This window comes from Tessaracoccus sp., from assembly GCF_016714275.1.
Taxonomy (GTDB): Bacteria; Actinomycetota; Actinomycetes; order Propionibacteriales; family Propionibacteriaceae; genus Arachnia.
The window spans coordinates 536,071-554,557 of record NZ_JADJNP010000004.1 but is presented as its reverse complement, the minus strand read 5'-3'; the positions used below and the strand labels follow the sequence as shown (position 1 = coordinate 554,557).

Genomic DNA, 18,487 nt, shown 5'->3' with positions numbered 1-18,487 from the left:
ACTACGGCAGGAATGTTAGACAAGCGTAGGCAAGGATAGTTGGCGACTAGAACTCACCTAGTCATCATCTACGAAGGAGTCGAAATGCTGAAGTTCGGCAGACCGAGGCTAGTCCGCCTCGCAGTCGTTGTCATCGCAGTGTTGTTCTTTGCACCACAGGCAGACGCGGCATACTCATGGGGGACGAGTTCCGTCAGCAAGAACGGGAAGGTCATGGGTTACGGATACGGAACCGTCACAGGGCAGTTCCTTCAGATCACAAGCACCGCATACACGCGGTACACCTCCTCACTCGATGGACGTGGGGTCTACTCCTCTGTCTATTCCTACCAGGTTGGATACAACGCCCAGGCTCGCAGCTTCCGCCACCCCAACGCTCCAAGCAGCTCCTACACCAAGAGCACAATGAAGCAACTGTATAGTGTGCCGACCCACCTCCCCTGGAAGGCCAAGGCTAGGGTGTGCGTCGATATCGCCTGGGCTCCAGACCACTGCGGGAGCTGGACTAGCCCCGGGGACGTCTACTAAGCCGTGAACCACCCGCCTGATGTCGTTCAAGTCACGGACCTGCGGAAGACCTTCCGCAGGTCCGTGGCTCTGGATGGCGTAACGCTCAATCTGTCTTCCGGCGTGACGGCGCTTGTCGGCCCCAACGGGGCGGGCAAGACGACCCTCATGCGAGCTCTGGCTGGCGCCCTGGTTCCCACGAGCGGCAGCATCCGCGTTCACGGCCTCGACCCCTACGCGACAGCGGAGCGCCCCCGCGCACTGGCCGAGGTGGCGTGGATGCCGCAGATCGCCGACCTTCCCAAGGGCATGCGAACAATCGACCTCGTGGCGTACCTGTGCTGGATGCGTGGTCAGAGCCGAGAGTCTGCATTGGCGAACGCGGAGGAGTCGCTCCGCGCCGTCGGCCTCACCAAGTCGTTTCATGTTCGGCTGCGGACCCTCTCCGGAGGAATGGTCCGACGTGTGTGGCTCGCTCAAGCACTCGCCGCTGACGCCGAGGTCTTGCTGCTCGATGAGCCCAGCACTGGACTCGATCCTCGGCAACGCGAGACCATGGTGCGGCTGATTCGAGAGACCGCAGCCGGTACGGTCCTCCTGTCCAGCCACCTCCTGGAGGATGTACGGGAACTGGCTGAGCGGATCGTCGTCCTGGACCAGGGACGGGTCGCCTTCGATGGCCCCCTTGGCGCCGGCATGAATGCTAACTGGTTCATGAACCTCATCAGCGACGAATCCGAGCAGGAATGATGCCCATCAGGATTTGGTGGCGGAGGACCTGGTGGGTCTTCCCCTGTGCGCTGGTGCTCCAGTTCCTCGTCATGCGCAACGTCCAACCCATCGACGACCTACCAGGATGGCGGGTCAACTGGGGGTGGATGCTGGGAGTGTGGAACGGCGGCACGATCCTCATGTCCCCGTTCCTGGCCGCGGTGGCGGCGATGGTGATGATGCGGGAGTGGCCTCACGGCGTTCGTGAACAGGTCGCGCCCTTGCCGCGGGGACGGTCGAGTACTCGTCACATCTTCACCGTGCTCTACCTTCAGGGGTTGGCGGCCATGGCGATCGCCCTGGCCGTCGGTGCCGCGATGTGCGTCGCTTACGGCGCCCCCATCGAGTCGGCCACATTGCCATGGCAGTTCCTCACGGGTCCCGCAGCGCTGCTCGCCTCCGTTCTCCTCGGATTGGCTGTCGGAGCATTGTTCGGCGACATCCTCGTCGTCCCCTTGCTGGGTTTCGGCGTGTTCCTCGCACACCAGATCTTCTTCTGGTCCGGGTTTCCCGAGCTGTTCACGACGGAGGTCCCCACCTGGTTCTACGAGGAGGCAAGGCCGAAGGCAACCCACCTGATAGCCACGATCACACTCAACATCGCCGTCGGTGCCGCGCTGTTGTGCTTCCTCGACTGGATCACCAGGCTCCCCGGAATGCGCCCCCGGTGGTTGTTGCTTGCCTCCGGGGCCTTACTCGCCACCGCGATGCTCATCTACACGCCGTGGGTGCTCGCGAACAACACCGAGACCTACGAGCTCATCGGATGAAGCGGCTGAGGATCGCCACTCTCTGGCGCCTACCGATGGCCCTGCTGCTTGGCGCGGTGTTCCTGACGGTTGTCCTCATCGCCGGTGACCTCAGCATCCATCTCCCCATGACCGATGGTCCGCGGATGACCCGCCAGGCAGCGCTCCTGGTTCTCCCCGTGACGCTGTCGGTGCTGCTCCTCCCGCCACTTCCTGACGTCCACGCCTCGTTGGCGAGATACCGACTCCATCACTGGGTCACGCGCACCCTCTTCTGGGTCGTCATGACCGCGGTGTGCGCAGGCGCCTGGGTAGGAAACGGTCTGGCCGAGAATCTCGTCTTGTTCGAGATGCTGAGTACGTTCAGCGTATCCGCGGCGGTGTTGCTCCTAGTGCCGAGGTTCGGTGTTCGCGTGGTCTTGGCGCTCACCATCCTGAGTTGCGCCTGGCTCCTGTACGGGGTTCCGTTAGGCGGGATCCTGGGCCTGGGCGACCTGACCGTTGAGAGTGAGCCCGATGCACCGACGGGGACCGCGGTCGGGCCGCTGCTCGTAGCAGTCTCGCTGGCCGCCTGCGTGGTCGGAACGCTGCCGAGGCTGAGCCGTCACCAGCCGTGAACGCAGTGCACTAACCGACCTTGATCACCTTGTTCTCGGTGAGCTTCTCGGTCGGGTCGCCGGGGACCGAGGCGCGGATGTCGTAGTTGCCGGCGCCCAGGCTGATCCCGGCCGACCAGGAGTGCCAGCCGTCGGCGTCGACCCCGCCACTGACCGCGGCCTCGAAGTCGTCGATGATCGCGTTGCTGTCGATGTCGGTCACGCGGACGCGGGGCGTCCCGGCCCCGGGCTGCACGATCCCCGAGATGAGGACCTCCCCGACGGCGTAGGTCGCACCGTTGCGCGGCGCCGTGATCATCACCGGAGCCAGCGGCGTGATCCCCGCCGCGGTGAAGCCCTCCAGGTTGAGGAACCACTCCGGCGGCGTCTTGCCCTCGCTGAGGAATCTGACCCTCAGGTCGGGCTGGTGGAGCAGCGCGACCAGCGAGGAGATGACCTGGTTCCTGGCCTGCGCGGCTTGGCGCGGGCCTTCGATGTCGCTGTATGCCTCAGCCGTGAGGTCCACGACGATCACGCCATCGACCTCCTCGGTGCCGATCAGCTGCCCAGGGCCCCACGCAGTCTTGTAGTCGGGGTCGAGCGGCGCAAGGCTCAGCACGGCGTCGATCACGGAGTCCATGAGGTCGTTCGACGACGGCAGCCCCCGCAGCTCGCGGTACAGCGCACCGTCGGAACGCCCGACGTAATAGATCACCGCCTGCACCTGCGCCGGGAGCGAATGGGAAGCCCCCGCTGTCGCCGTCGGCGCGGGTTCGTCGGTGGGCGTGAACGCCGGCGCCGAAGAGGGGCGGGTCAGTAGCGCGAGCGCGAGGCCGACGAGCAGCGCCGTCAGCGTGAGCAGCACCACGGTACGCGGGCCCACCCTGCGACGGTAGGAGCCCGAGAGCTCGGCGAGTTCCCCGAGCAGCGTCTCCGTCCCCGGGGCCTGGACGGCCCGGGCGGCGGACCGCAGCGCAGCGGTCAACTCCTGCGACAGCGACTCGATCACCCCGGGCTGGCTGCCGGGACTCGGCTCGCCGACCAGCGCGCGCAACGCCTCAAGCGCCGCCTCCAGGCGCTGGTTGCAGCCGCGGACCGACTGCCGCATGATCCCTGCCAGCTCGGGGCCGAACACCGATAGGTAGTGGCTGACGACCAGGATCTCCGCGGTACGCGGCGGTAGCGCCGACACGGCGTGGAGCAGCTCGCTCTGACGGGGGTCGTCGACCTCGGGAAGCACGAGCGGGTCCTGCGCGGTCCGCGCGCCGCGGGCGAGGTGCACGGTGTGCTCCTGCAGGAACTCGACCCGCTCCGCCGGATCGATCAGGCGGTGGCCGCGGCGATGCAGCGCGAGCAGCGCGCTGCGCACGATCCGCCCGGACTGCGCCTCGGCGCCGAGCAGCACGACGAGCCGGTGCAGGGAACTCCCCTGCTCCTCGTAGAGCCGGACCAGCCAGTCCGGCGACTCGTCGGCGGCCACCGGCTAGATCCCTGAATAGGAGTGCATGCCGTTGAACAGCAGGTTCACCCCGACGAAGTTGAACCAGAACGTGAACACGCCGATGACCGCGATGATGGCGACGGGGCGGCCGCGCCAGCCCGCGGTGGCGCGGGCGTGCAGGTAGGCGACGTAGACCAGCCAGGTGATGAAGGACCAGGTCTCCTTCGGGTCCCAGTCCCAGAACCGGCCCCACGCGTACTGCGCCCAGATGGCACCGGCGACGATGACGAACGTCCAGAGCGGCACCCCGAACGCATGCATCCGGTAGGAGAAAAGGTCGAGGCGGGCCGACGACGGCAGCTTCGCCAGGTAGCCGGTGATCTCCGGGCCACCCTCCGCGGCGCGGCGCTCAGCCCGCTCGCGGATGAGGTAGAGCACCGCGGCAATGGCGCCGACGTTGAACGCGGCGCCGGCCGCGCAGGCGGCCACGATGTGGAAGATGAACCACACGCTATGCAGCGCGGGCATCAGCGGGGCGACGTCGACGTAGAACTGCGTGACGGCCAGCCCGAGGCCGATGGTGAGGATCAGCGTCACGCCGAGACCTAGCCACCGCATCCCGAACTTCAGCGCACACACCAGGTAGATCAGGACCGCGAACCCCAGCGACGTCGTGATGAACTCGTACATGTTGCCCCACGGCGGGCGCTGGGCCGCAACACCGCGCAGCACGATCGCCGCCACGTGCAACACGGCGCTCAGAGCCGTGACCATGAGCCCGAGCCGTCCGTAGAAGTCCACCCGGACGCGCGCGAGATCCTCGCTGCCATCGGCCGGCCTCGTCGCGACGAGCCCGCGGGCCGACGACCATTCCAGGGTGTGGAGAGCGAACGCCACGAGATAGAGGACCGCGGCGGTCACCATCACGGCATACGACCACTCGGAGAGCGTCATTCATCAATCCTTACTGCCGGGAGGTGGTGCTTCCCCATTGTGCATGTTCTCGGGTCGGCCGGTCACGGCCTCCCGCAGCGCGGCGACCTCGACGTCGAGCCCGCCCGCGGCGTCGGTGCGGTCGAGGCCGCCGACGGTGGCCACGCCGCCCTGAACCCTCACGAAGAGGCGACGGGGCCGCACGAACAGGCTGATGGTCAGGCCAAGCACGCCCGCGATGATCGAGATCAGCGTGAGGGTGTTGCCCGGTGTCTGACTGACCTGCAGCTTCACCCAGCGGTGCCATCCGTCGAAGGAGATCGACCCGAGGCCGTCCGGCAGGGGCATCGCCGCGCCGGGCAGCATCCGCGATCGCAGCGGCTCACCCTCGTCGCCCGGGACGGGCTGCAGGCCCTTGGTGTTCAGCGTATAGATCGACTCAGGGATACCCGTCTCCGCCTTCGGCTCGCCGTACCAGGCGTTGAGGTAGACCTCCGGGCTCAGGGCGTCGGGGAACACCGAGTGCGGGCCGGTCTCGTCGAGGACCGCCGTCGGGAAGAAGAAGGCCTCGAACGCGAGCCGGTACGGGCGGGCGTCGGGCGCCTTGATCACGCCGACGGAGGCGAAGTTGCCGTCCTGCGGCAGGAAGACGACGGGGCCGGAGAAGGCGACGTCGCCGTTGCCGTCGCGGACGGTGAAGCTCGGCGCATAGCCGTGGCCGACGAGGTTGACCTGGCTGCCGCCGGCGGTGAGCAGCGGGCCGTTGACGGTGAGCAATTGGGCCCGCTCCCCGTCGGCGTCGGTGAGCACCACGTCGGCGTCGAAGCGACGGGCTGCGCCGCGTTGCACCGAGCCGGTCTCGAACTCCGCGGCGAAGCTCTTCACGCGGACCGTGAAAGGTTCGAGCGCGTCGGTGTTGAGGAGCGTGCCCGCGGTGAAGTCGTCGTACTGCGTGATGGCGTTGGCGAATCCGCGCTCCTCGACGACGACGACGCTGCCGCGGAAGCCCCACAGGTTCGTCCAGGCGAGCCCGACGAGGACCACGACCAGCGAGACATGGAACAGGAGGTTGCCCGCCTCGCGCACGTAGCCGCGCTCGGCGCTGACGCCCTCTTCCCCGCGGCGGATCCGGTACCGCTTGCCCTTCAGCCAGGATTCCGCGCGATCCAGCGCCTCCGCGTCCGCGCCGTCGAACGCGCCGATGGCAGACTCGGGCAGCCGCTCCACCCGCGCGGGCAGCGGCGGCGGGGGCTTGCGGACGGCGCGGAAGTACTTGCCGATGCGCGGCAGGATGCAGCCGATCAGCGAGACGAACAGCAGCAGGTAAACGGCGGAGAACGCGGGCGACGTGTACACGTGGTACATGCCCAGCGGCTCGAGGATCTTGTCCCAGAACGGGTAGGCGCGCTTGAAGTCCATCACCGAGATCGGCGACGCGCTGCGCTGCGGGATCATCGAACCGGGGACGGTGGCGAGCGCGAGCAGGAAGAGCAGCGCCAGCGCGGTGCGCATGCTGGTCAGCTGGCCCCACGTCCAGCGACCGAACTCGCGGATGGGGCTGCCGCCCCTCGCCCGGGTCACAGAGGTGGCCCGCTTCTCCCGGCTCACAGAGGTGGCCCGCTTCTCCCGGCTCACAGGATCGTCCCGAAGCCGGCGGCCCACTGGCGCAGCACGCCCATCAGCAGATCCCACACGCCGGTGACCATCGCGAGGCCCACCAGCATCATCGCGACACCGCCGGCCGTCTGCAGCCCGCGCTGATGGCGGCGGATCCAGTCCAGACGGGGCGCGAGGGCGGTGAACGCGGCGGCGAACGCCAGGAACGGCAGCCCCAGCCCGACGGCGTACGCGAACGCGAGCACGCCGCCCCGGAGGGCCGACCCCTCGTTGAGCGCGAGCGTCAGCACGACCGAGAGCGCGGGGCCGATGCATGGCGTCCAGCCGATCCCGAACACCACGCCGAGCAGCGGCGACGCCCACACGCCCAGCCGGGGCGCGGCGGACATCCGCCACCCCGACGGCATCGGCAGCCAGCCGGCGAAGGCGGCGCCCAACGCCATGATGAGCAGGCCGAGGACGACGGTGATGGCGCGCGCGTTGCCGAGCAGCGCGGCCCCGACTCCACCGATCAGCGCCCCGGTCAGCACGAAGACCACCGAGAACCCCAGCACGAAGCCGAGCGTGCCTCCGATCAGCAGCCGCTTTGGCCCCTCGCCCTTTGCGATCTCCGCTGCGCCGAGACCTGACGCGTAGCTGAGGTAGCCGGGCAGCAGAGGCAGCACACAGGGCGACGCGAAGCTCACGACGCCGGCGAGCACCGCGACCGGGATGGCGACGAGCATCGACGACGTCAGCGCCGAACTGGCCCAGCTCTCCAGCAGGATCACGAGCCGGCCTCCACGTCGCCGACGATGCCCACGAGGGTCTTGGCGTCGACCTGTCCGATGACCCGGGCCGCGACCCTGCCGTCGGCATCGATCACGATGGTGCTGGGGATGGCCTTGGGCGGCAACTGCCCGAAACCGAGGAGGAGTTCGCCGTCGGGGTCGAAGATGCTGGGGTAGGTGACCTCGAAGGCGCGCTCGAACGCGAGCGCCGGGCCGGCGTCGAGGTCGCGCGTGTTGAGGCCGAGGAACACCGCGTCGTCGCCGAGCTGCTTCGCGGCCTCGACCAGCTGCGGCGCCTCCTCGCGGCAGGGCGCGCACCACGAGCCCCACACGTTGATGACGATCGGGGTGCCCGCGAAGTCCGCCGTCGACACCTCCTCGCCTGCCAGGGTCGTGCCGGCGAGGACCGGCGCCTCCTGACGTTCCGCGACCGGGACGATGGCGACGGTGCCGTCGCCCGTGGTGAAGCCGAGGCCTTCGCTGGCGCCGGGCGCGGCGGAGCAGCCGACCAGCGACAACGCGGCCGCGACAGCGACCGCGAGTCGCCTCACGTGCCCACCTTGAACCCGCGGCCCTTCTTGACCGGCAGCAGGTCAGCGGCCGGCTCCGCGTACTCGACGGCGGTGATCCTGCCGTCGCGGACCGTGAAGCTGGTCACGGAACACAGCGTCGTCTGGCGGGCGCGGGGATCGTGCACGAAGGACCGGCCTTCGACGTCGCGGCGCGCGATGAAGATAGGCAGTTGGTGGCTGACGACGAGCGCCTGCTCGCCGGGGCCCGCGGCGTCGGCGGCGTCCGCGATCGCGGCGCGCATCCGGGCGGCAATCTCGCGATACGGCTCGCCCCAGCTGGGGCGGAGCGGGTTGCGCATGTGCCAGAACATGCGCGGGTTCCGCAGCGCGGCGTTGTCCTTGCCGAAGACCATGCCCTCGAACTCGTTGGCCGCTTCGATCACGCGGTCGTCCGTGGTGATCTCCAGGTGGCTGTGCAGCGCGGCCGTCGGGGCCATCGTCTCCTGCGCGCGCTGCAACGGTGAGCAGCGCAGATGCGTCAGCGGGGTGTCGGCCCAGTGCTCCGCGAGCCGCTGTGCCATGCGGTGCCCCAGCTCGGAGAGGCCGTAACCCGGCAGGCGGCCGTAGAGCACGCCGTCGGGGTTCTCGACTTGGCCATGCCGCTGGACATGAACGATCGTCGCGTTGTTCACGCTCATCACCCTATTCCGCCGGTTCAACGGGCTTGCGCCGCTTCCGGCGCTTGCGCTGCGACGGCTTGGTCACCGGCAGCCCCGCGGCCAGCTGGTCCGCGCGCCGCCTGTCCGCGTAGCGGGCGAGACCCTCGGCGAGGGCCTCGAACGTGGGGTGGTCGGCGATGACATCGACGCGCAGGCCGTGGATCTCGCAGGCCGCCGCGGTGGCGGGCCCGATGGCGGCGACGACGGTGGCCGCGTGCGGCTTGCCCGCGATGCCGATCATGTTGCGCACCGCCGTGGCAGAGGTGAAGACGACGGCGTCGAACATGCCGGTCTTGATGTCGTCGCGCACCTCCGGCGGCGGAGGCGCCGCGCGCACGGTGCGGTAGGCGGTGACCTCCTCGACCTCCCAGCCGAGGCGGCTGAGGCCGACGAGCAGCGGCTCGACCGAGACGTCCGCGCTGGGCACGAGCACCCGGTTGAGGGGGTCGATCAGGTCGTCGTAGGCGGGGAACTCGTGGGCGAGGGCGCCGGTGGTGTTCTCGACGACGGGCACGAGGTCGGCGACGAGCCCCAGCCGGGCGAGCGCCTCGACGGTGCCGCGGCCGACGGCGGCCAGCGAGATGCCGGACAGCGCGCGAGAGTCGAGGCCGTACTCGGTCAGCCGCTCCGCGATGGCGGCGACGGCGTGCGGGGACGTGAAGACGAGCCAGAGGTAGCGGCCGTCGACGAGGCCGCGGACGGCCTTCTCCATGCCCTGCTCGGTGCGCGGCGGCTCGATGGACATCGTGGCGACGATCTCCGTGGACGCGCCGAAGTGCGCGAGCTCCTCGGTGAGCGACGTGAGGTCGTCCTTGGTGCGCGGGACGATGACGCGCCAGTCGAACAGCGGCTTGCCCTCGAACCACAGGTAGCGCTGCCGGTGTGTGTCCTCGATGCCGGGCCCGACGATGAAGAAGCACTCCCCCACCTCGGAGGCGGAGACCTGGGACCAGTCGAGGACCTCGCTGACCTGGGCGGTGGTGCCCATGCCCACCAGCGACAGCGTGTGGCCCTTCGGGCCGAAGACCTCGCGGGCCTGCGCGGCCACCTCCCCGGCGAGCTCGCCGCGGGAGCGGATCACGAGCGTGTCGGCGGTGGGCCACTGCGCGGCCGGCGGGACCTCGATGGTCGCGTCGAGCGCCGCGAAGGCGGAGGTGACGCGGACGGCGCCGAAGCTCAGCGCCGCGCTCCACCGGTTGACGCCGGGCACGACGTTGGCGTGCAGACCGGCGTGCGTGAGCACCTCGGGCAGCACGCCGCGAGCGTCGGCGTCGGTGAAGTAGTCGCCCCGGGTGAGGCGCACGACCTTGCGGCCACGGGCAACGCCCTCGAGGATGGCGCCCACCTCGTCATCGCCTGCCAGCGTGACGGTTGCGTGCGCGGGGCCGTAACCGCGGATGAGCTCGACGTCGGCATCTTCGTCGACGATGATCAGGTCGGCGAAGCGGACGGCCCGGGAGCCGGCGAGGGTCAACAGGCCGAGGTCGCCGGGGCCGGACCCGACGAAGGTCACCGAACCGGTGGTCGGCTCGAGCTCCGCGTCGTCGGCGGAGTGCGGGTCAACAGGCTCGGTCACGTCAGGTCTCCTTCAAGGGCAGCGCCGCGATCCAGTCGTCGGATATGTCGCGCGGGGCGCCGGTGGTCAGTGCCTCTCGCAGGGCCGCCTCGTCGACGAACCAGTAGCCGTGAAGCTCCCGGTCGACGAACGTCACGGGCACGTGATCGGTGAACCGGGCCCGAAGCCGCTCGTCGGTGTCGACGTCGACGGCGCGCCACGTCACTCCCAGGTCGGCGGCGATGCGTCGCACGGCCGCCTCGGCCTCCACGCACAGGTGGCAGCCGAGCCGCGTCAGCAGCAGGACCCGGGAGGGCGCAGGCACTACTTGCCGGCGCGGCGACGCTGAATGCGGGTGCGCTTCAGCAGCTTGCGGTGCTTCTTCTTGGCCATGCGCTTGCGACGCTTCTTGATGACAGAACCCACTGTTTGCCTTTCATAGCCGGGGACGATGCGCCCCGGGGTGTGGTGTGCTGGGGCCAACCACGGCTGGCCAGACCCCAAATATTAGCCCGCGCCCGAGTAATCGACCAATCACGCCGACGTCAGGAACGCGCCATCTCCGCGCTGCGGTCGTGGCAGGCCTGCACGGCGGCGAGGAAGCCGGAGCGGACGCCCGCGTCGTCGAGCACCCGCAGCGCGGCCGCGGTGGTGCCCGCAGGCGAGGTCACCATCTCGCGGAGTTCGGTCGCCGAGCGGCCCGACTCCGCAAGCATGGCGGCGGCCCCGACGAAGGTCTGATTCGTCAGCGTCGTCGACTCGCCTCGCGACAAGCCCTGATGCACGCCCGCCTCGATCATGGCCTCGGCCACGTAGAAGAGGTAGGCCGGGCCGGAGCCGGAGATGGCCGTGAGCGCATCGAGGTGCGGCTCATCGATCACCAGTGCCTTGCCCACGGCCTCCATCAAGTCGACGACGCGCGCCGTATGCTCCTCGGTCGCCGCCTCGCCTGGCACGATCCCGGCCATGCCCTTGCCCAGAAGCGCGGGCGTGTTCGGCATGACCCGCACGACGGCGACCCCGGGCAGTGCGCCCTCGAGGACCGCGAGCGGAACGCCCGCCGCGATCGAGACAACGAGGGCACCCGGGGAGAGCCTCCCATTCAAGACGCTCAGCACCTTCACGACGGTGTTGGGCTTGACCGCGAGCACGACCGTGTCGGCGGCGCCCGCATCCTCCAACGCGATCGCGGCGATGCCGTGCCGTGCCGCCAGGTCGGCCGCGCGCTGCGGCGAAGGCTCGACCACGGCGACCTCGTCCGCGGATACGCCGGAGGCGATCCACCCGCTGATCAGTGCCTCGCCCATGGCGCCACCGCCGACGACGACGATCCCGCTCATCGGACCAGCAACTCCGCGATCTGGATGGCGTTCAGCGCCGCACCCTTGCGCAGGTTGTCGTTGCTGAGGAACAGCACGAGACCCTTGTCGCCCTCGACGCTCTGATCCTTGCGGATGCGCCCGACGAACGACGCGTCGGCACCGGCGGCCTGCAGCGGCGTCGGGACGTCGGCGAGCTCCACGCCCGGCGCGGCGGCGAGAACCTCGCGTGCCTGGTCAGGGGTGATGTCGCGGTCGAACCGCGCGTGCACCGTCAGCGAGTGGCCGCTGAACACGGGCACGCGCACGCAGGTGCCGGCGACGAGCAGATCGGGCGCGTGGAGGATCTTGCGCGACTCGTTGCGCAGCTTCTTCTCCTCGTCGGTCTCGCCCTCGCCGTCATCGACGAGGTTGCCCGCGAGCGCGACCACGTTGTACGCGATCGGCGCCACGTACGGGGCGGTGCTCGCCGGCTGGAACGCCGAGCCGTCGTGCGCGAGCACGGCGGGGTCGTCGATCTCGCCCAGTTGGGTGGCCAGCGCGCTCACGCCGGCAAGGCCGGAACCGGAGACGGCCTGGAACGTGGTGACCTGCAGCGCCACGAGGCCCGCGGCGTCGTGCAGCGGCTTCAGGACCGGCATCGCGGCCATCGTGGTGCAGTTCGGGTTGGCGATGATGCCGAGCTCGGCCTTGTCGACGTCGCCCGGATTGACCTCGGACACGATCAGCGGGACACGGTCGTCGAGGCGCCACGCGCTCGAGTTGTCGACGACGACGGCCCCCGCCGCCGCGACCTTCGGCGCGTACTCCTTCGACGTGCCGCCGCCGGCGGAGAACAGCGCGACGTCGAGGCCGGAGAAGTCCGCCGTCGCGATGTCCTCGACGACGACCTCGGTTCCCTTCCAGGGCAGCTTCTTGCCCGCCGACCTCGCGGAGGCGAAGAACCGGATCTCATCGACGGGATAGTTGCGCTCATCGAGCAGGCGACGCATCACGCCGCCGACCTGCCCAGTCGCGCCAAAGACTCCAACACGCATGGACGGGAGTCTACGGGTTCAGCGGCCTATTAAGGACATGAGCCACGGGAGGAGGGGGGCGCCGAGGAAGGAGAAGATGTCCAGCCAGGAGTGGGTGACCACCAGGGGCATGACGCGGCGCTTCAGGACGGTGAGGAACAGCCAGCCGAAGATCAGGCCCATCAGGACGTTGCCCGCGAAGCCGCCCCAGCCCTGGTAGAGGTGGTACATGCCCCGGACCACGGCGCTGATCACGACGATCATCCACATCGCGCGGCCGGTCTGGGCCCAACGGGTGAACAGGTAGCCCACCATGAGCACCTCTTCCAGCACCGCGTTTTTGATCGCGAGCAGGACGAGCACCGGGATCGTCCACCAATTCTCGGCGAGGTTCGCCGGGCGGACCTGCGTGTTCAGCCCGAACGCGACCGCGCCCAGGTAGAACGCGAGGCCCGCGACGCCGATCACGACGAAGATCACCGAGCCCGAGCGCAGGTCGCGCCAGGGACGCGTGAGGTCGAAGCCCATCACGCGGAACGGGCCCTCCGCGGGGGCCAGGTGCACCGCGAGCAGGTAGAGACACAGCGCGACCGGCGCCATCGGCAAGACGATGTATGCCGCCTGGTACATGAGGTCGAGCCAGGGCCGGTCAGGGACCGCCGAGTTGTTGATCGACGTCGTCTGCTGGCCGAGCGGCACGTTGCGGGTGAGCTTCTCGACGATCGAGAGGGTCGCGTAGACGGCCGACTCGCCCAGCGAGACCATCAACACCAGAAACATCTCGAGGTAAAGCACGCGGCGGGGCGGCAGCGCCGTCGTCGCCTCGGCGGTCACCGCTTGTCCCCCAAGGCCCGCAGGTAGTTGTAGGCGGCGCGCGGACGGGCGGCGATCTGCGTGGTCAGGTACTCGTACCAGGCCGGGCCGAACGGCACGTAGGTGCGGCACCGGTGGCCGATGTCGACGAGGCGCCGCTGCTCCAGGGGGCGCACGCCGTAGAACATCTGATGCTCGTATCCCTCAGGGCCCAGTTCGTTGCGGCGCGCGAGCTCCTGCGCGATCGAGATGATCGTCGGGTCGTGCGAAGCGACCATCGCGTAACCGCCGCGCTCCATCGTGGCCCGGAGGCAGCGCACGAGGGCCTTCGCCTTCTCCTGCTCCCTGCGATGGCCGAGGGTCTTCGGCGCGGGGTAGGCCCCGATGCAGAGGCGCACACGGGCGCCGGAGTCGGCGAGCGGGCCGACGACGCGCTCGGACTCGAAGACGTCGGCGGGGAGGGTGACGCCCAGGTCGGGATGGGACGACCGGACGGCGCGCCACAGGCCGAGGGTCTTGTCGAAGCAACCAACGCCCTGCATCTCGAGCGTGACGACGGCGCCCGCGTCGTCGGCTGCCTCGCACAGCCCGACGAGACGGGCGCGAGCGCCGGCGGGGTCGGCAGCGAGGCTCAGCTGCGACGGCTTGATCGAGAGCTCTACACCGGACGCGGCGTCGCCCAGCCGGGCGAGCGACGCGGCGAGCTCGTCGACGGCCGCGGCCTCGTCGTCGGGCGCCGGCAGATAGGTCAGGGAAAGGTCCAGCCCTTGGCCGCTGAGCTTCTCGACCACCGGCACGACGGCGTCGATGTCGATGCCCGCGACGTAGCCACTGGCGAACTCCTCCGCCACCCCGGACGCGAGCGCCGCGGAGCGGACGCGCGGGGAGCCGATCAGTTGCCGGAGCGTGGCGTGCAGGCGGCCCACGTCACTCCTTCGACACGCCGACGGCGAGCGCGCGGCGCGTGTTCTGCAGGGCCTCGCCCAGGAGCACCTCCCGCTCGTGCCGCGACTTCGCGCGCCGCGTCGAGACCTCCATGACGACATGCCCCTCGAAGCCGGCCCGGGCGACCTCGCTCAGCACCTCCCACGCCGACTGGTCGCCCTCGCCGGGGAGCAGGTGCTCGTCCTTGAGGGAACCGGTGCCGTCGGTCAGGTGAATGTGGGCGAGCCGCTCTCCCCAGGCGTGCACGAAGTCCATGGACTGGCGACGCGACGTCGACGCGTGCGAGAGGTCGAGGGTGAGGTGGTCGTAGTCGAACGGCGTCGGATCCCAGCCTGGGAGGTAGGCCTGGAGACTGCCCGCCGGCGTGCGCCACGGGAACATGTTCTCCACGCAGAACTTGACGTCCATCTCCGCGTTCAGCTTCTTGATGCCCTCAACGAAGCCCGCGCCGTAGTCGCGCTGCCAGCGGAACGGCGGATGCACGACGACGACGTCGCCCCCGAGCCGGAGCGCAGCCTCGCCGGAGCGACGGAGCTTGTCCCACGGGTCGTTGCCCCACGTGCCCTGCGTGACAAGCAGCGTCGGCGCGTGCACGGACGGAACGCGGACGCCGTGATAGTCGGCCAGCTTGGCGACGGCGTCGATGTCGATGCTGAGCGGGTCGACGCCGATCATCAACTCGACGCCGTCGTACCCGAGCGACGCCGCCAGCTCGAACGCGCTGGTCGACGCCTCGGGGAAGACCGAAGTGGTAGACAGCAGGACTTGCGGCGTGGGCACGGCTCCCACCCTACCTTCCGCACTCACTCCGACGGCCCCGTACGGCGCCAACTTCCTCCATAGCATCCCTGGTCGCACCGCCGGAGCGCGCCCTGATTAGTCGATCGGGGTTCCGTGCGGCAAGAATGTGGCCATGCACGTCGACCATCTGATCTTCGCGACCGGGCCGGACGGACTCAAGGCTGAGGCCGCCCGGCTTGCTGACGCGCTCGGCACCGACTACAAGGACGGTGGCTTCCACCCGCGCTTCGGCACACGCAACCACATCATCCCCCTGACGGATGCCCGCTACATCGAGGTCGTCGAGGTGCTCGACCACCCCGCCGCCGAGAAGGCGGCGTTCGGTCAGGCTGTACGCGCCCGCTCGAACATGGGAGGCGGGTGGCTCGGCTGGGTCGTCAGCGTTCCGAACATCGCGCTGTACGAGCAGCGCCTCGAGCGCTCCTGCGTCCCCGGCTCGCGTCAATTCCCCGACGGTCGCCGCCTTGAGTGGGTGCAGATCGGCATCCGCGGGCTCATCGCGGACCCGCAGCTGCCCTACTTCCTCGAATGGAAGAGCGACGACTCCCTGCGCCCCGCCGCGCTGCCCGCGGAGGTCTCCCTGACCGAGATCCAGATCTCGGGTTCTGCCGAGCGCCTCTCCGAGTGGCTGGCGCTCCCCGTCGGCGACGAGCTCGACGGCATCAAGCTAGACCTGGTAGCCCCGCGTGGCACCCCCGGCATCAGCAGCGTGACGTTCAGCTCCCCCACGAAGGGCATCGTCACCATTTGACCTGAGCGATATCGCCGGCGCGCTCCGCTCGCGGTGCCGGCGAAGGGCACGATGGATGTCGTGACCACTTCACAGACGTCCATCGACTGGTTCCTCGAGGCACGCTTCGGCATCTTCGTCCACTTCGGCCTGTACAGCGGCGCCGCACGGCACGAGTGGGTGCAGCACCACGAGCGGCTGACCGACGCCCAGTACCGGCCCTACTTCGAGCACTTCAACCCCGACCGGTTCGACGCCACCGGCCTCGCCCGCGCGGCGAAGGGTGCGGGCGCGGGCTACGTCGTCCTCACCACGAAGCATCACGAGGGCTTCTCCTTGTGGGACACCGCCCTCAGCGAGTTCTCCTCGCAGTCTGCCTGCGGCCGGGATCTGGTGCGCGAATACGTAGACGCGCTGCGCGCGGAGGGACTCCGCGTCGGGCTCTACCACTCGCTGATCGACTGGCATCATCCAGACTTCCCCGTCGACTGGATCCACCCCCTCCGCGACGATCCGGCGGGCGTCGCGCTCAACGAGGGCCGCGACATCGCCCGCTACCGCGCGTTCCTGCACGGCCAGGTGCGCGAGCTGCTGACCGACTACGGGCAGATCGACTACCTCTTCTTCGACTTCACCTACCCCGACGCCACGGCCGGCTGGGCAGGCAAGGGCCCGCAGGACTGGGGCTCGGAGGAGCTGTTGGCGATGTGCCGCGAGCTGCAGCCGGGCATCATCGTCAACGATCGCCTCGGCATCCCCGGCGACTTCGTCACCCCCGAGCAGTACCAGCCAACCTCCCCGCTGACGAAGGACGGCGTGCCGCAGGTGTGGGAGGCGTGCCAGACCATGAACGGGTCCTGGGGATACGACCGCGACAACGTGAACTTCAAGCCCGCCAGCCTGCTGGTGCAGATGCTCGTCGACTCGGTCTCCATGGACGGCAACATGCTGCTGAACGTCGGCCCCGACGGCCGCGGCGCCGTCACCCCGCACGACCTCGCGACCCTTGCCGAGATCGGTGCGTGGATGGAGTTGCACCGCGACGCGATCGTCGGTGCCGGGCACGCCTCCTTCGATCCGCCGCGCGAGGGCGTCTACACGCAGCGGGGAGACAGGCTCTACCTGCATCTCCACACCTGGCCGCTGGGCTTCGTGCACCTCCCGGACCTCGCGGGCACGGCGACCTACGCCCGCTTCCTGCACGACGGCTCATACCTGCGCCTCACGTCGTCGGCCCCGGGTGAGTCGGCGAACTCGATGATGCCCGCCGGCGAGGCCGAGGGGACGCTGACGGTCCACCTCCCCGTCCGCCGCCCGGAGGTGCTGATGCCGGTCATCGAGCTCACTCTGTCCTGAACCGACGCGCCGCTCGAGCGGGTGCACCCCGCCGTCCCTAGAGCGGGGCCACCTCGTGGTGGTCGAGCACGAGGTTGGCGGCGCCGAGCAGGATGGCGTCGGCCCCAGAGCGCGCGGCCTCGATCGTCAGCGTCTGCGTCACCAGCGGGTGGCAGCTGGCGTAGACGCGCCCGCGGACGGCCGCGATGAACGGTTCCGACGAGCTGAGCGAGCCCGTCAGAAACACCGCATGCGGGTTGAAGAAGTTCACCACAACCGAGAGGACCTGACCGAGATACGTTCCCGCCTGCCGCACCAGGCGCGAGGCGAGGGGGTCGGCATCGAGCGCCAGCGCCAGCACCTCGGCCGTGGAGGTGACCTCGTAGCCCGCCTCACGCAGCTGACGCACGAGTCCCGCGCCGCTCGCGACGGTCTCGAGGCAGTCGACGTTCCCGCACGCGCACGCGACGCCGGCGCCGGTCTCGATGCAGGTGTGGGTGATGTCGCCGGCGGCCGATGTGGCACCACGGTGCAGCCGGCCATCGACGACGACGCCCGCGCCGATCGCGGTGCCTGCTTTCACGGTGATCGAGTGCAGCCCGTCGCCGAAGCGGAGCCGATGCTCTCCCAGCGCGGCGAGATTCGCGTCGTTCTCGACAGCGACGGGTACGCCGAGCCGGTCCGCCAGATAGCCGCCTACCGGGAACCCCGCCCAGCCGGGCATGCGAGAGGGCCGCTCGACGCCGCCGAGTGCCGTGTCGACCGGACCGGGCAAGCTGACCCCGACACCGTGCAGGGCACCGGCGGACATGCCACGGCATGCGTCGACGACCGCCGACAGCGTCGCTTCCGGGCCGTCCACCAGCGCAACGGGGAAGGAGACGGAGTCGACGAGGGTTCCGGCGAGGGTGAGTCGGCCGATCCGGGCGTGGCCGCCGCCGAGGTCCACCGAAAGCACCTCGCCCCGCTGCTCGGGAACGGCAAGCGCGCGCGGCCGACGCCCACCCCGCGACGGGCCGCTGCCCGTCTCGCCAAGGAGACCGGCATCCACTAGGTCCTGCACGGCGATGCCCACGGTCGATGGCGCGATGCCGAGGACCTCGGCCAACTCGCTGCGCGACGTCGCCTCGCCCCGAGCCACCAGCTGGACGATGCGCCTGGCACGCGCGTGTGCTGCGGAACGGTCCACCTCGCCCTCTCTTTCTTCGCAATCGAATGAAGTCACGCTAGTCACAAGGCGGGCTCGCCGCGCCTCTCCGAAGGGCGACTGCTCATCTCTAGTGATCGGTTCATTCACAACGCGACGAGCACGCGCGACGATTCCTTCATTCGCACCCCACCGAACTTAGTTCGATAAT

Annotated in this window: 21 protein-coding genes; 6 read left to right on the top strand and 15 right to left on the bottom strand. The window is 69.4% G+C overall.

Annotated elements, in window-relative coordinates:
* The first annotated feature begins 84 nt into the window (after nucleotides 1-84).
* The 4 genes from IPJ61_RS16835 to IPJ61_RS16820 are packed head-to-tail and all read left to right on the top strand — an operon-like array spanning nucleotide 85 to nucleotide 2,644.
* Nucleotides 85-528: a hypothetical protein gene (locus tag IPJ61_RS16835; protein WP_297110270.1), complete on the top strand. Its 444-nt coding sequence runs from the start codon at nucleotides 85-87 to the stop codon at nucleotides 526-528.
* A 3-nt stretch (nucleotides 529-531) separates the two neighbouring features.
* Nucleotides 532-1,257 carry an ABC transporter ATP-binding protein gene (locus IPJ61_RS16830; protein WP_366505817.1) on the top strand — a complete coding sequence of 242 codons (726 nt, stop codon included), beginning with the start codon at nucleotides 532-534 and terminating at the stop codon, nucleotides 1,255-1,257.
* A complete protein-coding gene (locus tag IPJ61_RS16825) occupies nucleotides 1,257-2,048 on the top strand; it encodes a hypothetical protein (protein WP_297110267.1) in 792 nt (263 codons plus the stop codon). The genes IPJ61_RS16830 and IPJ61_RS16825 overlap by 1 nt, the downstream gene beginning before the upstream one ends.
* On the top strand, nucleotides 2,045-2,644 hold the full coding sequence (locus tag IPJ61_RS16820) for a hypothetical protein (RefSeq protein WP_297110264.1): 600 nt from the start codon (nucleotides 2,045-2,047) through the stop codon (nucleotides 2,642-2,644). The genes IPJ61_RS16825 and IPJ61_RS16820 overlap by 4 nt, the downstream gene beginning before the upstream one ends.
* 10 nt (nucleotides 2,645-2,654) lie before the next feature.
* On the opposite strand, the gene IPJ61_RS16815 is transcribed toward IPJ61_RS16820, so the two are convergent.
* The 14 genes from IPJ61_RS16815 to IPJ61_RS16750 all read right to left on the bottom strand — a co-directional run bounded on the left by IPJ61_RS16815 (nucleotide 2,655) and on the right by IPJ61_RS16750 (nucleotide 15,109).
* A complete protein-coding gene (locus IPJ61_RS16815) occupies nucleotides 2,655-4,103 on the bottom strand; it encodes a GerMN domain-containing protein (protein ID WP_297110260.1) in 1,449 nt (482 codons plus the stop codon).
* A 3-nt stretch (nucleotides 4,104-4,106) separates the two neighbouring features.
* Nucleotides 4,107-5,018, bottom strand: coding sequence for a c-type cytochrome biogenesis protein CcsB (gene ccsB, locus IPJ61_RS16810; protein WP_297110258.1), 912 nt, complete (start codon nucleotides 5,016-5,018; stop codon nucleotides 4,107-4,109).
* A 3-nt stretch (nucleotides 5,019-5,021) separates the two neighbouring features.
* Complete coding sequence (gene resB / locus IPJ61_RS16805; protein WP_459251312.1) at nucleotides 5,022-6,509, bottom strand: cytochrome c biogenesis protein ResB; 1,488 nt, start codon at nucleotides 6,507-6,509, stop codon at nucleotides 5,022-5,024.
* A gap of 119 nt (nucleotides 6,510-6,628) precedes the next feature.
* Nucleotides 6,629-7,339, bottom strand: coding sequence for a cytochrome c biogenesis CcdA family protein (locus IPJ61_RS16800; RefSeq protein WP_297110997.1), 711 nt, complete (start codon nucleotides 7,337-7,339; stop codon nucleotides 6,629-6,631).
* 41 nt (nucleotides 7,340-7,380) lie between these two features.
* Nucleotides 7,381-7,935: a TlpA family protein disulfide reductase gene (locus tag IPJ61_RS16795; protein WP_297110252.1), complete on the bottom strand. Its 555-nt coding sequence runs from the start codon at nucleotides 7,933-7,935 to the stop codon at nucleotides 7,381-7,383.
* Nucleotides 7,932-8,594 carry a histidine phosphatase family protein gene (locus tag IPJ61_RS16790; RefSeq protein ID WP_297110250.1) on the bottom strand — a complete coding sequence of 221 codons (663 nt, stop codon included), beginning with the start codon at nucleotides 8,592-8,594 and terminating at the stop codon, nucleotides 7,932-7,934. The genes IPJ61_RS16795 and IPJ61_RS16790 overlap by 4 nt, the downstream gene beginning before the upstream one ends.
* Nucleotides 8,595-8,598: 4 nt before the next feature.
* Nucleotides 8,599-10,191, bottom strand: coding sequence for a uroporphyrinogen-III synthase (locus tag IPJ61_RS16785; protein ID WP_297110247.1), 1,593 nt, complete (start codon nucleotides 10,189-10,191; stop codon nucleotides 8,599-8,601).
* Between the two features lies 1 nt (nucleotide 10,192).
* Complete coding sequence (locus tag IPJ61_RS16780) at nucleotides 10,193-10,495, bottom strand: glutaredoxin family protein (RefSeq protein ID WP_297110243.1); 303 nt, start codon at nucleotides 10,493-10,495, stop codon at nucleotides 10,193-10,195.
* Nucleotides 10,495-10,596, bottom strand: a complete 102-nt coding sequence (locus IPJ61_RS16775; RefSeq protein ID WP_042842924.1) for a 30S ribosomal protein bS22 — start codon at nucleotides 10,594-10,596, stop codon at nucleotides 10,495-10,497. The genes IPJ61_RS16780 and IPJ61_RS16775 overlap by 1 nt, the downstream gene beginning before the upstream one ends.
* 119 nt (nucleotides 10,597-10,715) lie before the next feature.
* Nucleotides 10,716-11,510 (bottom strand): pyrroline-5-carboxylate reductase, encoded by a 795-nt coding sequence (proC, locus tag IPJ61_RS16770; RefSeq protein WP_297110239.1) that lies wholly within the window; start codon nucleotides 11,508-11,510, stop codon nucleotides 10,716-10,718.
* The gene (locus IPJ61_RS16765; protein WP_297110235.1) at nucleotides 11,507-12,526 is read right to left on the bottom strand and encodes an aspartate-semialdehyde dehydrogenase; all 1,020 of its coding nucleotides are present in this window, start codon (nucleotides 12,524-12,526) and stop codon (nucleotides 11,507-11,509) included. Before IPJ61_RS16765 ends, proC begins: the two co-directional genes overlap by 4 nt.
* 18 nt (nucleotides 12,527-12,544) lie before the next feature.
* Nucleotides 12,545-13,339 carry a CPBP family intramembrane glutamic endopeptidase gene (locus tag IPJ61_RS16760; protein WP_366505813.1) on the bottom strand — a complete coding sequence of 265 codons (795 nt, stop codon included), beginning with the start codon at nucleotides 13,337-13,339 and terminating at the stop codon, nucleotides 12,545-12,547.
* A complete protein-coding gene (locus IPJ61_RS16755; RefSeq protein WP_297110232.1) occupies nucleotides 13,336-14,244 on the bottom strand; it encodes a proline dehydrogenase family protein in 909 nt (302 codons plus the stop codon). The genes IPJ61_RS16760 and IPJ61_RS16755 overlap by 4 nt, the downstream gene beginning before the upstream one ends.
* A gap of 1 nt (nucleotide 14,245) precedes the next feature.
* Nucleotides 14,246-15,109, bottom strand: coding sequence for a sugar phosphate isomerase/epimerase family protein (locus IPJ61_RS16750; protein ID WP_459251307.1), 864 nt, complete (start codon nucleotides 15,107-15,109; stop codon nucleotides 14,246-14,248).
* A 67-nt stretch (nucleotides 15,110-15,176) separates the two neighbouring features.
* Here IPJ61_RS16750 and IPJ61_RS16745 point away from each other — a divergent pair, with 67 nt between their 5' ends.
* Both IPJ61_RS16745 and IPJ61_RS16740 read left to right on the top strand, forming a co-directional pair.
* Nucleotides 15,177-15,815, top strand: a complete 639-nt coding sequence (locus tag IPJ61_RS16745; RefSeq protein WP_297110226.1) for a VOC family protein — start codon at nucleotides 15,177-15,179, stop codon at nucleotides 15,813-15,815.
* Nucleotides 15,816-15,875: 60 nt separating this feature from the next.
* Nucleotides 15,876-17,150 carry an alpha-L-fucosidase gene (locus tag IPJ61_RS16740; RefSeq protein ID WP_297110223.1) on the top strand — a complete coding sequence of 425 codons (1,275 nt, stop codon included), beginning with the start codon at nucleotides 15,876-15,878 and terminating at the stop codon, nucleotides 17,148-17,150.
* Between the two features lie 37 nt (nucleotides 17,151-17,187).
* On the opposite strand, the gene IPJ61_RS16735 is transcribed toward IPJ61_RS16740, so the two are convergent.
* A complete protein-coding gene (locus IPJ61_RS16735) occupies nucleotides 17,188-18,270 on the bottom strand; it encodes an ROK family transcriptional regulator (protein ID WP_297110220.1) in 1,083 nt (360 codons plus the stop codon).
* Nucleotides 18,271-18,487: the final 217 nt, after the last annotated feature.

Bases quoted from the DNA above. Each gene is read 5' to 3' on its own strand.
- IPJ61_RS16835 (WP_297110270.1), top strand. From the start codon at position 85: ATGCTGAAGTTCGGCAGACCGAGGCTAGTCCGCCTCGCAGTCGTTGTC.
- IPJ61_RS16825 (WP_297110267.1), top strand. From the start codon at position 1,257: ATGCCCATCAGGATTTGGTGGCGGAGGACCTGGTGGGTCTTCCCCTGT.
- IPJ61_RS16820 (WP_297110264.1), top strand. From the start codon at position 2,045: ATGAAGCGGCTGAGGATCGCCACTCTCTGGCGCCTACCGATGGCCCTG.
- ccsB (WP_297110258.1), bottom strand. From the start codon at position 5,018: ATGACGCTCTCCGAGTGGTCGTATGCCGTGATGGTGACCGCCGCGGTC.
- resB (WP_459251312.1), bottom strand. From the start codon at position 6,509: ATGCGCACCGCGCTGGCGCTGCTCTTCCTGCTCGCGCTCGCCACCGTC.
- IPJ61_RS16800 (WP_297110997.1), bottom strand. From the start codon at position 7,339: ATGCTCGTCGCCATCCCGGTCGCGGTGCTCGCCGGCGTCGTGAGCTTC.
- IPJ61_RS16790 (WP_297110250.1), bottom strand. From the start codon at position 8,594: ATGAGCGTGAACAACGCGACGATCGTTCATGTCCAGCGGCATGGCCAA.
- proC (WP_297110239.1), bottom strand. From the start codon at position 11,510: ATGAGCGGGATCGTCGTCGTCGGCGGTGGCGCCATGGGCGAGGCACTG.
- IPJ61_RS16765 (WP_297110235.1), bottom strand. From the start codon at position 12,526: ATGCGTGTTGGAGTCTTTGGCGCGACTGGGCAGGTCGGCGGCGTGATG.
- IPJ61_RS16750 (WP_459251307.1), bottom strand. From the start codon at position 15,109: ATGCTATGGAGGAAGTTGGCGCCGTACGGGGCCGTCGGAGTGAGTGCG.
- IPJ61_RS16745 (WP_297110226.1), top strand. From the start codon at position 15,177: ATGCACGTCGACCATCTGATCTTCGCGACCGGGCCGGACGGACTCAAG.